Source organism: Pseudomonas sp. HY7a-MNA-CIBAN-0227, assembly GCF_040310325.1.
GTDB lineage: Bacteria > Pseudomonadota > Gammaproteobacteria > Pseudomonadales > Pseudomonadaceae > Aquipseudomonas.
Genome location: NZ_JBEOPT010000018.1, coordinates 13,773 through 26,962, shown reverse-complemented (window position 1 = coordinate 26,962; position 13,190 = coordinate 13,773). Strand labels below are relative to the sequence as shown.

Annotated in this window: 17 protein-coding genes and 1 pseudogene; 8 read left to right on the top strand and 10 right to left on the bottom strand. The window is 57.3% G+C overall.

Annotated features, from left to right (window positions below; translation table 11 throughout):
* Positions 1-10 precede the first annotated feature (10 nt).
* From rbsD to AAEZ06_RS23290, 6 genes are read right to left on the bottom strand one after another with little or no spacing between them, the layout of a single operon-like run.
* The gene (gene rbsD, locus AAEZ06_RS23315; protein WP_350616448.1) at positions 11-406 is read right to left on the bottom strand and encodes a D-ribose pyranase; all 396 of its coding nucleotides are present in this window, start codon (positions 404-406) and stop codon (positions 11-13) included.
* Positions 403-1,320 (bottom strand): ribokinase, encoded by a 918-nt coding sequence (gene rbsK / locus AAEZ06_RS23310; RefSeq protein WP_350616447.1) that lies wholly within the window; start codon positions 1,318-1,320, stop codon positions 403-405. Before rbsK ends, rbsD begins: the two co-directional genes overlap by 4 nt.
* A gap of 12 nt (positions 1,321-1,332) precedes the next feature.
* Positions 1,333-2,340 carry a LacI family DNA-binding transcriptional regulator gene (locus AAEZ06_RS23305; protein WP_350616445.1) on the bottom strand — a complete coding sequence of 336 codons (1,008 nt, stop codon included), beginning with the start codon at positions 2,338-2,340 and terminating at the stop codon, positions 1,333-1,335.
* Positions 2,341-2,343: 3 nt separating this feature from the next.
* Positions 2,344-3,318, bottom strand: a complete 975-nt coding sequence (locus tag AAEZ06_RS23300; RefSeq protein ID WP_149414772.1) for an ABC transporter permease — start codon at positions 3,316-3,318, stop codon at positions 2,344-2,346.
* Positions 3,315-4,868 (bottom strand): sugar ABC transporter ATP-binding protein, encoded by a 1,554-nt coding sequence (locus AAEZ06_RS23295; RefSeq protein ID WP_149414773.1) that lies wholly within the window; start codon positions 4,866-4,868, stop codon positions 3,315-3,317. The genes AAEZ06_RS23300 and AAEZ06_RS23295 overlap by 4 nt, the downstream gene beginning before the upstream one ends.
* A 58-nt stretch (positions 4,869-4,926) precedes the next feature.
* Complete coding sequence (locus AAEZ06_RS23290) at positions 4,927-5,886, bottom strand: sugar ABC transporter substrate-binding protein (protein WP_149414774.1); 960 nt, start codon at positions 5,884-5,886, stop codon at positions 4,927-4,929.
* A gap of 568 nt (positions 5,887-6,454) precedes the next feature.
* Here AAEZ06_RS23290 and AAEZ06_RS23285 point away from each other — a divergent pair.
* From AAEZ06_RS23285 to AAEZ06_RS23275, 3 genes are all read left to right on the top strand, one after another.
* Entirely contained in the window at positions 6,455-7,543 is a 1,089-nt protein-coding gene (locus AAEZ06_RS23285) for an asparaginase (RefSeq protein ID WP_149414775.1), read from the top strand.
* A 233-nt stretch (positions 7,544-7,776) separates the two neighbouring features.
* Positions 7,777-8,028 carry a DUF1654 domain-containing protein gene (locus AAEZ06_RS23280; protein ID WP_178114547.1) on the top strand — a complete coding sequence of 84 codons (252 nt, stop codon included), beginning with the start codon at positions 7,777-7,779 and terminating at the stop codon, positions 8,026-8,028.
* Between the two features lie 4 nt (positions 8,029-8,032).
* Positions 8,033-8,722, top strand: coding sequence for an endonuclease (locus AAEZ06_RS23275; protein ID WP_350616441.1), 690 nt, complete (start codon positions 8,033-8,035; stop codon positions 8,720-8,722).
* A gap of 45 nt (positions 8,723-8,767) precedes the next feature.
* On the opposite strand, the gene AAEZ06_RS23270 is transcribed toward AAEZ06_RS23275, so the two are convergent.
* Complete coding sequence (locus tag AAEZ06_RS23270; RefSeq protein WP_149414796.1) at positions 8,768-9,133, bottom strand: SPOR domain-containing protein; 366 nt, start codon at positions 9,131-9,133, stop codon at positions 8,768-8,770.
* 263 nt (positions 9,134-9,396) lie between these two features.
* Here AAEZ06_RS23270 and csrA point away from each other — a divergent pair, with 263 nt between their 5' ends.
* A complete protein-coding gene (csrA, locus tag AAEZ06_RS23265; RefSeq protein WP_149414778.1) occupies positions 9,397-9,591 on the top strand; it encodes a carbon storage regulator CsrA in 195 nt (64 codons plus the stop codon).
* A gap of 118 nt (positions 9,592-9,709) precedes the next feature.
* On the opposite strand, the gene AAEZ06_RS23260 is transcribed toward csrA, so the two are convergent.
* Positions 9,710-10,168, bottom strand: a complete 459-nt coding sequence (locus AAEZ06_RS23260; protein ID WP_149414779.1) for a DUF2214 family protein — start codon at positions 10,166-10,168, stop codon at positions 9,710-9,712.
* A gap of 171 nt (positions 10,169-10,339) precedes the next feature.
* On the opposite strand from AAEZ06_RS23260, the gene AAEZ06_RS23255 reads away from it, so the two are divergent.
* Both AAEZ06_RS23255 and AAEZ06_RS23250 read left to right on the top strand, forming a co-directional pair.
* On the top strand, positions 10,340-10,603 hold the full coding sequence (locus AAEZ06_RS23255; RefSeq protein WP_149414780.1) for a hypothetical protein: 264 nt from the start codon (positions 10,340-10,342) through the stop codon (positions 10,601-10,603).
* Between the two features lie 123 nt (positions 10,604-10,726).
* Positions 10,727-11,041, top strand: a complete 315-nt coding sequence (locus AAEZ06_RS23250) for a hypothetical protein (protein WP_350616440.1) — start codon at positions 10,727-10,729, stop codon at positions 11,039-11,041.
* A gap of 20 nt (positions 11,042-11,061) precedes the next feature.
* On the opposite strand, the gene AAEZ06_RS23245 is transcribed toward AAEZ06_RS23250, so the two are convergent.
* Positions 11,062-11,739, bottom strand: a complete 678-nt coding sequence (locus tag AAEZ06_RS23245; RefSeq protein WP_350616439.1) for an HAD-IA family hydrolase — start codon at positions 11,737-11,739, stop codon at positions 11,062-11,064.
* Between the two features lie 243 nt (positions 11,740-11,982).
* On the opposite strand from AAEZ06_RS23245, the gene AAEZ06_RS23240 reads away from it, so the two are divergent.
* Positions 11,983-12,255 (top strand): DUF2790 domain-containing protein, encoded by a 273-nt coding sequence (locus AAEZ06_RS23240; protein ID WP_149414783.1) that lies wholly within the window; start codon positions 11,983-11,985, stop codon positions 12,253-12,255.
* 47 nt (positions 12,256-12,302) lie between these two features.
* Positions 12,303-12,424, top strand: a pseudogene (locus AAEZ06_RS23235) (response regulator); the annotation flags it as partial.
* 117 nt (positions 12,425-12,541) lie between these two features.
* Here AAEZ06_RS23235 and pcp read toward each other — a convergent pair.
* The gene (gene pcp, locus AAEZ06_RS23230) at positions 12,542-13,189 is read right to left on the bottom strand and encodes a pyroglutamyl-peptidase I (RefSeq protein ID WP_149414797.1); all 648 of its coding nucleotides are present in this window, start codon (positions 13,187-13,189) and stop codon (positions 12,542-12,544) included.
* Position 13,190 lies beyond the last annotated feature (1 nt).

Here is a 13,190-nt window from a genome sequence, read left to right as displayed (position 1 = left end):
TTGGGAAATGCTAGAAGGTCACACCGGAGACCAGCGCGATGTTGCAGTAGGGCTGGCACTCGCCAGTACGCACCACAGCCCGCGCCTTGCGGCTCAGGACCTTGAATTCTTCATGACTCAACAGACGACGTTCGCCTAGGTCGGTCAGCGTGTTGAGTTCGGCCAGCGCAGGAGGTTGCTTAAGCAGGATTTCTTCGGCCAGCACATGGCTCTCGACCTGCATTTCGCTGAGGACGATGCGCAAGGTGCTGATGAAATCGGGAATACCCTTGGTCAGCGCCAGATCAATCAACTCAACGCCTGGTGGCACCGGCAGACCGGCATCACCGATCACCACTATGTCGCCATGCCCCAGGGAAGCGATCAGCCGCGACAAGGCAATATTGAGCAAGGGAGTCTTTTTCATGAGGGAACAAAACCTTGAACGTCGTGCAACGTGGGAATGGAGGGTTGCGCGCCGGCACGGGTGACCGACAAGGCTGCCGCGACCTGACCAAAGCGGATGGCTTGGGCTTCGCTTTGGCCGCTGGCCAATGCCGCGGCAAAACCGCCGACAAAGGTGTCGCCCGCCGCCGTGGTGTCGACCGCCTTGACCTTGGGTGCCAGCAGATGCTCAAAGCCCTGGCCATTGGCGAACAGTGCGCCCTGTGAACCGAGGGTAATAATCACCTTCCCGGCGCCAGCCTTGATCAGACACGTGGCGGCGACCTTGGCACTTTCCAGCGAGTCGACCAGCACGCCACTCAAGGCCGAGGCTTCGCTTTCGTTGGGAATCAGGTAGTCGATGGAGGCGTACCAGTGCGCGGGCAACGGACCACTGACCGGGGCAGGATTGAGGATCACCGTTTTGCCCAGTTCGCGCCCGCGCTTGAGAGCATGATCCACGGTGTCCATCGGCACTTCGAGCTGGCAGACAATGACGTCGGCAGCCTGCAGCACGTCGTCCACCAACTGCAACGACGCCGGTGTCAGTTCGCCGTTGCTGCCGGCGACAATAACAATCGCATTCTGGCTACTGTCATCGACCACAATCAGAGCGACACCACTGGAGCCCACCACTTCTTTGACCGCCTGGCAATCGATGCCTTCGGCCAGCAACGCGTCGCGCAATTGGGCACCATAGGCATCGGTACCTACACAGCCAATCATCGCAACGTCGGCCCCCAGGCGTGCCGAGGCAACGGCCTGATTGGCGCCCTTACCGCCCGCAACCGTGGAGAACGATTGGCCGATCAGGGTTTCACCGGCATGGGGCAGCCGACTGGCGCGAGTGACCAGGTCCATGTTCAGGCTGCCTACTACCACTACTTTTGCTGGCATACATCAATACTCTTAAATTCGACTCAGCGATGCTGTCGACTCACGCAAAACAATGCTCGGCGTCACGATTCGTTGATCGATCGGCAGTTGTGGTGTCGCAATCCGTCGCAGTAAAAGCTCCGCCGCCATCTCCCCCAGTTGCAGGATCGACTGGCCGACCGTGGTCAGCGCCGGGTAGACGTAACGGCTCATTTGAATGTCATCGAAACCGATGACCGACAACTCGCCGGGCACGCGAATATTGCGCTCGGCGGCCGCCCGCAATACGCCGAAACCAATCATGTCGTTTCCGGCAAAAATCGCACTAGGGGGATTGACCGTCAGCAACTGTACGGCCGCCGCGTAGCCGCCGGTGCTGGTGAAGTCACTTTCCAGCATGCGGCTCGCCGGCACTTCAACATCAGCTTCGCGCAGGGCTCGGCAATATCCGGCCAGACGCATTTGCGCCACACGGGTATGAGCGGGGCCGCCAATGCAGGCGATGTCTCGGTGGCCCAACTCCAGTAGATGCCGAGTCGCCAGGTAAGCGCCTTGCTCGTGGTCGATACGCACCAGATCGACATCAATGCCATCCAGCCCACGGTCGACAATCACCATAGGGATGCGCACCGCTTTCAAGCCTGAGGTCAGGCCGCTGTCATCGCCGCCAACAGAGGTGACGATCAAGCCGTCGATGCGCTTTTCCAGCAACACCCTTAAATAGCTGCGCTGCTTCTCGGCGTTATCGTCGGAATTGCAGAGGATCACGCAGTAGCCATTACGCTCGCAGTAATCCTCGATGCCCCTTGCCAGCTCCGCGAAATACGGGTTGAGGCTGTTGGGCACCAGCAGACCGATGGTGGCGGTAGTATTGGCCTTCAGCGACCTCGCGACGGCGCTGGGAACGTAGTCCAGCTGCTTGATCGCCGCCTCGACCTTGATCCGCACAGGCTCGCTGACCGGGCGCGTCTTGTTCACCACATGAGACACGGTGGTGTAGGAAATTCCCGCGAGCGCCGCCACATCCTTGATCGTGGCCATGACTCAGCCTCGCCGGCTGGCGCGCTGACTGCGGTAGGTGTCGAGCACCACCGCGATCACGATCACCGCACCAGTAATGATGCGCTTGGTCGGCTCAGTGGCGCCGATCTGTGCCAATCCTGCCGCCAATACAGAAATGATCAGCACGCCGAAGAACGTACTGATGACCGAACCGCGGCCGCCCATCAGGCTGGTGCCGCCGATCACGACTGCGGCGATCACTTGCAGCTCCAGGCCGGAACCGGCGTTCGGGTCCGCCGCTTCCAGCCGCGAGATCTGGAACAGTGCGGCAACGCCAGCCAGCAGCCCCATAAGGCTGAACACCAGAATCTTGTAGGGTTTTGGATTGATCCCCGCCAGCCTGACGGCTTCTTCGTTGGTGCCAATGCCGATCAGGTAGCGACCGAACACGGTGCGGGTCAGCACAGCCTGGGCAACGATGATCACCAGCAAGGCAATGATGAACGATGGCGAAATGCCGAAAGCGATCGGGTTCGACAGCCAGGCAAAGGAATCACCGATATAAGCGGTGCGCGAGCCAGTCATCTGGTACGCCACACCGCGGGCCATTTCCAGCACGCCGAGGGAAACGATGAACGAGGGAATCCGCCAGGCCACGGTGATGGAACCGGTGACGGTCCCGGCCAGTGCAGCACAGCCCATGCCCAGCAACGCGGCCGGCACAACGTTCCAACCCCAACTGAGGATTGCCACGCTGACCGCCGATGCCGCCAGAGCCAGTACCGAGCCCACCGACAGGTCGATGCCGCCGATGATCAGGATGAAGGTCATGCCCACCGCCAACACCATCAAGTCGGGAATCTGATTAGCGATAGTGCTGAAGGTGTCATAGGACCAAAAGTGACTGCTCAGGGACGAGAACAGCGCAATCATCGCCAGCAAGGCACCGGCCAGGCCCAGATAGGTGCCCAAGCCATAGAAGTTGCCACCAGGTTTTGCAGGAGAAGTTGTTTTCATAGGGTATTCCTGGGCGCCGCTTCGTTGAGCAACGCATCACGTTTCTGATAACCGGCAAAGGCGGCGGCGAGCAATTCGTCCTGGGTCCAGCTGTCGCGCTCGAAGGTCTCGATCAAGCGGCCGGCGGACAGCACACCAATCCGGTCACAGATCAGCATCAACTCACGCAGATCACTGGAGACCACCACCAACGCTTTGCCCTGGCGGGTCAATTCGCCGAGCAAGGCATAAATATCGAACTTGGCACCGACATCGATGCCCCGGGTCGGCTCATCGAACAGCAGCACCGAGCAATCACGCTCAAGCCAGCGGCCAATCACCACCTTCTGCTGATTGCCACCCGACAGCTCGGACACCAGTTGCGCCGGGCTGGAACTGCGGATACGCATGGCAGCAATCTGACGTTCGGCCAAGGCGGTCTCATCACGACCATTGACCAGGCCAGCACTGGAGATTTCCGGCATGTTGCCCAAGGCAATATTGGCGCTGATGGATTGAGTCAGCAGCAGGCCTTCGCCCTTGCGGTCCTCGGTGATCAGCGCGATTCCATGACCGACTGCGTCCGCAGGCGAGCGGATGCTCACCATCTGGGCTGGCGACCCCAGCGCGACGGTACCGCTGTCGGCCAGGTCGGCGCCGAAGATCAGCCGCAACAACTCGGTGCGACCGGCGCCGATCAGGCCCGAGATGCCATAGATTTCGCCGGCGCGTACTTCAAAGGACACGTCGCGGACCTTGTCCGAGCGGGTCAGGCTTTTCACGGTCAAGGCCGGCGCGCCGATGGTGCGCGCCCCCAAGTCAATGTGTTCGCCCAGTTCGCGACCCACCATCAGCGTGACCAGTTGCTCGCTGTTGTAATTGGCCATCGGCTCGACGCAGACCAGGTTGCCGTCACGCAGTACCGCAATGCGTTGGGCGACACGGGCCAGCTCTTCCAGCCGGTGGGAAATGTAGATGATCGCCACGCCCCGGGCCTGCAGACGGGTGATTTGTTCGAACAGCATCTCGACTTCACGGGCCGTCAGCATGGCCGTGGGCTCGTCGAGGATCAGCACATGACAGTCGCCGATCAGGTTGCGGGCGATTTCGACCATCTGTTGGTGGCCGATGCCCAGGCTGCCGACCAGGGTGTCAGGGTCGATGGCATCCAGCCCCACTTGAGCCATGGCCTCGATAGCCGACTTGCGCAGTTGCTTGCGGCTGATCCAGCCACCGTGGCTGGGCAGGTTGTCCAGGAACAGGTTCTCGGCCACCGTCAGGGTGGGCAGCAGGTTGAGTTCCTGCATGACCATGCGTACGCCCAACGCTTCGGCCTGGGCACGACTGCCCGGACGATAATCCTGACCGTTGAATTGCATCTGTCCGGTGGTCGGCGTGACCAGCCCGCCGATGATTTTCGACAAGGTACTTTTGCCCGCACCATTTTCACCGGTCAGCGCCAACACTTCCCCACGATTGAGCGTCAGGGTGATGTCAGACAGAACCGGTTGGGCATAAGTCTTGCCGATACCGCTGACCGAGAGGACAGCGTCCGGTGCGCAAGATGACATAGGAAGGTCTCCAGGCGTCCGCACAAAACGAGCGGACGCTGTTTTGTGCAGCCAGGAATTACTTCTTGAGGATGAGTTCGACCGGCGTTTCGATCATGCCGTCTACGGCATCGACTTTTTCGCCCTTGACCAGTTTCAGAGCGCTTTCGATACCGAAAACCGCTTGCTTTGCAGCCGCCTGGTCGGCGGTTGCAAGGACACGACCGTCTTGAAGCATGGGTTTGATGGCATCGATGTTGTCGTAGCCAACCACTTGGACCTTGCCAGCCTTGCCCGCGGCACGAACGGCAGAAACAGCACCTACCGCCATGTTGTCGTTACCCGCCAGCAATGCCTTGAGATCCGGGTACTCGCTTAACATTGCAGCGGCAACCTTGTTGCCTTTGTCGATTTCCCACTCACCGGACTGCAGGGTCACCACATCGATCTTGGCGGCCGCCATTGCATCCTTGAAACCAGCGGTACGCTGCTGGGCGTTGGTGGTGGTCGATACACCTTCAATGATGCCGACTTTATCGCCAGCACTCAGCTGCTTGGCCAGGTATTCACCGACCAGGCGGGCCCCCTTGCGGTTGTCAGGGCCTACGAAGGGAATATCGAGAGATTTGCTTTTCAACACGCCAGGATCAAGACGGTTGTCGATGTTGACGATCTTGATACCGGCATCGGAGGCCTTCTTCAGGACCGATACCAGCGCCTTGGAGTCAGCAGGCGCAATGACCAGTGCGTCAACCTTGGCCAGAATCATCTGATTGACGATATCAATCTGGGCGGAGGTATCGGTTTCGTTCTTGATACCGTTGGTGATCATGTCAAAGTCGGCGGAGTGAGCTTTCTGGTACTCCTTGGCGCCGTCTTGCATGGTGACGAAGAATTCGTTGGCTAGGGATTTCATCACCAGGCCGACCTTGGGTTTGGCGGCGGTTTCATCGGCAAATGCGTGGGAGAGGGGCAAAGCGGCAGATGCGGCAGCAAGCACAGCGACAGCAAGAAGACGTCCAGAGAATGGCAGCTTCATGGGTTCACTCCGTTCTTATGATTATTGTGAGTAACGCTTGCACCGAATAGTGCTTCGCCAGCCAGCCCACCCGGGCGGCTTATACGAGCTTTCACGTCACCCAGAAAGTGACCCATGAAACGTCTCGCAAACGTTTGCGTTAGTCAAACTATGCGAATTATGTCGAGTTTTGTCAACGAAAGAAAAGTCCTTTTTCTACACGCGCTCTGCGTTCCGCCCTACAGACTATTGTCATTACCCTTTAAACATCTCTGACAGCCGATCGTTCTCTAAAACGACAGATGGGGTGAACATGTCACTGATGACCAAAGGGATTTTTCCATCATGCTTTCGGACAACCGAACATTAGAAGGTGCCTATGTTCGGAAACTCGGACAACAATTGAAAAAAGCATCTATCAGCTAAAATAAATATTGTTTTAAATCAATAAGTTAAATTAATTACCAGAACAAAATACTGCTGGTACAAATCCTGCTCTCACTCAACACCTCGTCGCGGCGTTCATCGCAGCCCGTGGTGTTTCTAGATGAATTGGCACAAGCACTCATCAAAACTAGAGAGAAAAATAATGAAACCTGCACTCAAGCACTTTGTCCCGGGCGCTTTAGCCCTACTGCTGCTCTTCCCTGTTGCCGCCCAGGCAAAAGAAGTTGAAAGCAAGACCAAACTCTCCAACGTGGTGATCCTTGCCACCGGCGGCACCATTGCCGGCGCTGGCGCCAGCGCGGCCAACAGTGCGACCTACCAGGCCGCCAAAGTAGGCATCGAGCAATTGATCGCCGGTGTTCCTGAGCTCAGCCAGATCGCCAATGTGCGCGGCGAGCAAGTGATGCAAATTGCTTCCGAAAGCATCACCAACGAAAACCTGCTGCAACTGGGTCGTCGCGTCGCTGAACTGGCCGACAGCAAAGACGTGGACGGCATCGTGATCACCCACGGTACCGACACACTGGAAGAAACCGCTTACTTCCTCAACCTGGTGGAAAAAACCGACAAGCCAATCGTCGTGGTCGGCTCGATGCGTCCGGGTACTGCTATGTCGGCTGACGGCATGCTCAATCTGTACAACGCCGTCGCAGTAGCCAGCAGCAAAGATGCTCGCGGCAAAGGCGTCCTGGTGACCATGAACGACGAGATCCAGTCGGGTCGCGACGTCAGCAAAATGATCAACATCAAGACCGAAGCGTTCAAAAGTGCCTGGGGCCCTCTGGGTATGGTCGTTGAAGGCAAGTCCTACTGGTTCCGCCTGCCTGCCAAGCGTCATACCATGGATTCGGAATTCGACATCAAGACCATCAAAAGCCTGCCAGACGTCGAAATCGCCTACTCCTACGGCAACGTGAGCGACACCGCCTACAAGGCCCTGGCTCAGGCTGGCGCCAAAGCCATCATCCACGCCGGCACTGGCAACGGTTCGGTGTCTTCCAAGGTCGTGCCAACCCTGCAGGCCCTGCGCAAGGATGGCGTGCAGATCATTCGCTCTTCCCACGTCAATGCCGGCGGTTTCGTTCTGCGTAACGCCGAACAGCCTGACGACAAGTATGACTGGGTTGTTGCCCATGATCTGAACCCGCAGAAAGCCCGCATCCTGGCCATGGTCGCCCTGACCAAGACCCAGGACAGCAAGGAACTGCAACGTATATTCTGGGAATATTGATCCCTCCCCGGCCCGGCCTTTAACGGCCAGGCCATCCCCCACTCGCGGCGCTTCGCGGGTGGGTCAACGCCCCCCCCCCGCTTCACCTCTTCGTAAAAAACCTTAAAAAACAAAGTCATCTTGCACAAAAACCGATAAATCATTGTCATAGGGGCCTTATTGAATTTTAAGCAGTTGCGAATTTGCTCACAGTTAAATACTGTATGTTCGTACAGCTTAATAAGGACTACTCCGTGGCAAAGCCTTCCCAAGCAGCACCGAAACCTCCTGATGCCTACGAACTCCTGGCGGTTCGCGTGCAGAAAATCATCAATTCGACCAACGCTCAGAAAGCCAAGGCAGCCTTGATCTTCCGTTTGCCGGATGAGCCAGTGGATGAATGGGAGCGATTGCTGGAAGAGATTGCAGAAAACGACAACGTCACCCTTGCCCATCGTGATGACGGCGGCGTGCATATTTTCTGGGTTGTGCCGAAGGAAGATTGATTCAATGAGTGTGCGTTTCTTTACCGTGCTGTGCCTTTTTTTCGCTATCACCGCTCATGCCCAGGCACCCCGAACCTTCAGTGAAGCCAAGAAAATCGCCTGGAAGCTCTACGCCCCGCAATCCACGGAGTTCTACTGTGGATGCAAATACACCGCAAACCGGGTGGACCTGAAAGCCTGCGGCTACATCCCACGCAAAAACGCCAACCGCGCGGCACGGATTGAATGGGAACACATTGTTCCCGCTTGGCAGATCGGCCATCAACGCCAGTGTTGGCAGGACGGCGGACGCAAGAACTGCACCCGCTACGACGCCGTCTACAAGCGTGCCGAAGCGGATCTGCACAACTTGGTGCCGAGCATCGGCGAGGTCAACGGCGATCGCAGCAACTTCAGTTTTGGCTGGCTGCCGGTGCAAAGCGGGCAATACGGTTCATGCCTGACCCAGGTGGACTTCAAGGCCAAGAAGGTCATGCCCCGACCGTCCATACGCGGCATGATCGCCCGGACGTACTTCTATATGAGCAAACAGTACGGCTTGCGCCTGTCGAAACAGGACCGTCAGTTGTACGAAGCCTGGAACAAGACCTATCCGGCACAGCCCTGGGAACGCCAGCGCAATCAAACCATGGCGTGTGTGATGGGACGCGGCAATGAGTTCGTCGGCCCGGTGAACTTGAAAGCCTGCGACTGAATGAGAGTAGGCGAGCGGAACCTTATATGTGCGCTCGCCCTCTTCTTACTGTGCGACCTTGTGTTCGATGACCTGCGACACAGTGTCATTTTTCTTGGCCTTGGCCAGTTTTTCCGTTAACTGTACCTGCTTCGCCTCGGCCTCGGCCTTGCTGCTGAAAGGCCCCATCAGAACCTGATCCTTGCCGTCTTCCTTGACCAGATAAAAACTGAATCCATGTTCGAGCAACCACGCGGTCAGATCCGTCAACGCCTGCAGCTTATGGTCTGGCGGGCCTACCCATACGTCCCACTCCTGGGCTCCAATCGTTGACGCCTGGGGCTGGACCTCAGCGGCTGCAGGCTTGGCCCTGGGGGTATCAACACTGCGACCTTCACCACAACCAGCCAATGCCAACACCACAATTGCCATCGCTACTTTACGCACTGCCCTGCTCCTTTAAGAATCAAAGAGGCAACTTTATCATTCACTGTCTATTCTGGCCGTCATAAACGCTGGCTTAAACAATGCGAATGATGTTTCTCAGACCTGTATGATGGCGCCATGGGAATTAATGCGGCCTCTATGCGTCCTAAAAGAAGCTGCCACAGGGAAGCGCGTCACAGCAAGCTACACACAACCGACATCTGCCCTGTCTGAAACATTTGTCCTTCAAAGCAATCAAGGAGAAGTCCATGCTGATACTCACCCGCAAAGTTGGTGAAAGCATAAACATCGGTGATGACATTACGATCACCATTCTGGGCGTTAGCGGCCAGCAAGTGAGAATCGGCATCAATGCGCCCAAGAATGTTGCAGTGCATCGTGAAGAGATCTACCAACGCATCCAGGCGGGCCTGACTGCCCCGGACAAACACGAAACACCTTGAAGCTTCTCCAGTAGCCAGCCCTTTCGTTCACTGTAACGGCTGGCGAAAGCCCCTTGGCCTGTTCGCGGTTTGCCGTGATCAACGCAGCGCTCACTCCCCCTCTGTGCTCCAGGCTTCGTCAACCCAGGCTGACGCCCCGTGCCATGCCGCTTGCCGCAATGACCATCAACACAATCAATAACGCTTGAACATAACTGATGCGCGCAAACAGTCCGGCCTTGCATAGGTCATGGCGGTTGCCACGAGCCAATGCAATCCGCCATTTGATCAAACGGATCATCGGTACGATTTCCAGCAACAGAATAAAAATGAACAAGGTCATTTTCAGGTAAAACAACGGCTGTTGAAGGTAGTACTCGGTGCCTTTCTCAAAGCCACCAAAGGCGCGCATACCGCCCGTTATGAGCAGCACCAACGCACTGATCCCCCAGAAATTATCCGCAATCAATACCTGCCGAACCGGCGATAAGTCTGTGCTTGTCAGGCTGCGCAGAGTCTTGCCACGAGCCAGTACGGCCGCAAAGGCCATGGCGAAAGCCAGCAGATGAACAGCCGCGAGAAGCCAGTGGGTCAACATGATGTGTGTTCCCCATCGTTGAAGACATTTTTGGACGGTTGCACAAGCGTTTCTCAGTATTAGCCCAACGCTGCAATCGCGCACGCCCGCCAAGGGAACTTGCGATCAATTCGGCAGCCGAATGCCGATAGAAATGTAATAAAACCTTACAGTGCACGCAGGAGCACGTTAATGAGGCGAACCAGCAAGCAGCCTTATTTCTCCAAATCCTGGATTATTGCCCTGCTTATTGGGCTGGCCTTCGTGGCTGTGGGGTACGGCGCAAGGTTCGAAATAGAAGATGCCAGCAACCCGGACGCTCCTTGCTGGCCGGATCTGGCGCTGTTTCTGTGCGGCTATCTATTATTCTTCTGCCTCAAGCCGATTCAAGCCGCCATTCATCGAAAACTGCGCCGACGGGCCTCCCGTAACGCCCATGAGAAAACTTCATCCTAACGGGGAGCAGCGCTCAACTCGCTCTAGAAATGTAGCAACCCTAGTATTAGATCGCCATCATTTACAGTCCTTCAGTAGAATCTATGCTTGGACCTGCATGGTCTGTAAAAGGCTCTAAAGCAGATGGACACTCTCAGCAAATCCGAAATCGAGGCCGCCCTGACGGCGCGTTTACCTAGTTACAACGTTGTCTGCACGCTGCATGCCGACGGCACCCTGTCAGCAATCCTCAGCGGCCCGGATGCCGATCACTTTGCAGTGACCGGGATCGTCCGCGCGCATTACCGGGGAGCTGAAGCGATTGCCAGGCTGGCTCATGAAATCCTCAAGGAGATGGTGATTTCGCGTCAGGGCATCCGAGGCACGCGGTTGCAGACCCTGGCCAATAATCAGCCTCCAGCATGCCCTCCCGGCATCGACCAAGGCCGGACCTCGTAAAAGGTCTGACCTTTTTCATCTCAGTGCTGCTGAGGCAGCAACCGCAGGAAACCGTCTTCGTCACGATCGGCCAGCCATTGCTCATAACCAACAATCGTTGCGTGCTCTGTCGTCATGGGAGTCAAGTGCGCGGACGTAACCACCATGACATCCGCCCCCGCCGCCTCTCCGGCCAGGATACCAACCGTAGCATCCTCAAAGACCAGGCATTGCTGGGCTGGCACGCCCAACCGTTGCGCCCCCAACAGGTAACAAGTCGGATCAGGCTTGCCGCTGGCGACATCCTCAGCCGTCACCATAACTGCTGGCGGGACGATTCCTGCCGCTTGCAAACGGCGCAGGGCCAATGCCCTGGGTGCAGACGTCACCACTGCCCATTGATTGCCGGGCAGCGTTTTCAAAAACTCCACCGCGCCAGGGATTGCCACCACGCCCTCGATGTCCTCGATCTCGGCCTCGGCAATGCCCCGCGCCTCAGCGCATGCATCCACTCCAGGCAAGGCCTGCCGGGTGATGGTGTCAATGGCCCGAACGCCATGAATGGTGGTCAGGAACGCCTGCACATCCAGGCCATGGCGCTTGGCCCAGGCTGCCCAGACACGCTCTGCGGCGGCGATGGAGTTGAGAATGGTCCCGTCCATATCAAACAGAAATGCACGGTACCGGCTATCAAATACGGCTGAACCTTTGGCGGACACTGCTCGGCTTCCTCTCGCTCTCGTCGCCCGGTCTTGGGCCCTGACGAACCACTTGCCTGCTGCAATCTACGGATCGACCCAGGGCTTGTAAACGGACGAGGACGTGGAAAGCGCCCTCCCATTGCATTACAAACTTGTCATTGAGTTGTCAGCGTTACCAGCACCCTCACTTCATACAGTGAAGTCGTCAGTCACCCACACCCAGTGACACAACTTCCTACTGATAATGAAAGGGTCCACACCATGAAACCAATCAGCAAGCTCTGCCTGATCGCCGCCAGCCTGTTGATGCTGGGCACCGGTTCAGCCTTTGCCAGCACTTCGCCAGCCGCTCCCGTGATCCATGACAAGACCGGCTTCTTCGTCCACCTGGATGTCGACAAGGCGCTGTCCAGCACCGATATCTCGGATCAATGTGGAATCATCCCCGCCCGCCTCAACTACCTGGACCACCAGGGTCGGGAACATGTGCTGGACTATCAGGTATATGGCCTTGGCTGCACCAATGATAATTGATCGGGCTACACTTGCTTGCGCCCCCGCAACCCCACTGATCCAGGGCTGTGATGATGCCGAAAATGGACGGTTGGGAAGTCCTGCGCCGCCTGCGCAAAGAGGCCGACACTCCGGTGTGCTCCTCACCGCCCGCGATGACATCGCCGACCGCATCAATGGCCTGGGACTGTCCATCGTCGCGACGATCATGCAACTGCATAACGGTCGGTACAGCGTCAGCAGTGAAGACGGGGTGACATGTTTTGAGCTGTTTTTCCCGGGACGGCAGGCATGAGGCCCAATGATGTCAACTGACCTGCCCTCCCGTTTCTGCTACGTCCACCTGTGTGTTCCATGCCGTCAGCGCAGCAATCTGCAATCCTTCAACCAACGTTGCCAAAGCCATCGAAGGCTGCCCTGATATCGCACGCAAGGCTTGTTCTGGCAGGAGGGGCACGTGAATGAAACCACTGCGCACTGACGATCCAGCAAGTGCGTGTTGCAGGCTGTAGAACACCTGATTACACACAAAGGTGCCGGCCGTTTGCGAAACCGAAGCGCGAATCCCTCCGTCCCGTAGCGCTTTCACCATAGCCTTGATAGGTAAAGTGCTGAAGTAGGCGGCGGGACCATCGGGCACCACAGGAGTGTCGATAGGTTGGTGGCCGATATTATCCGGGATCCGTGCATCATTGAGGTTGATCGCCACCCGCTCGATGGAAATATCACTACGCCCGCAAGCCAGCCCGATGGCGATGACCATCTGCGGACGATGCTCGACCAGCAGTTCATTCAACCTGACGCCAGCGGTGGCGAAGGCACAAGGTAGTTGCCGGGCGATAATGCGCAGGTCGTCGCTCAGTTGCACGCCATCCAGCAGGCGCACGGCTTCCCAGGAAGGATTGACGGTGTCTTGGTCGAAGGGTTCGAAACCGGTGAGCAGCAGTGTTTGCATC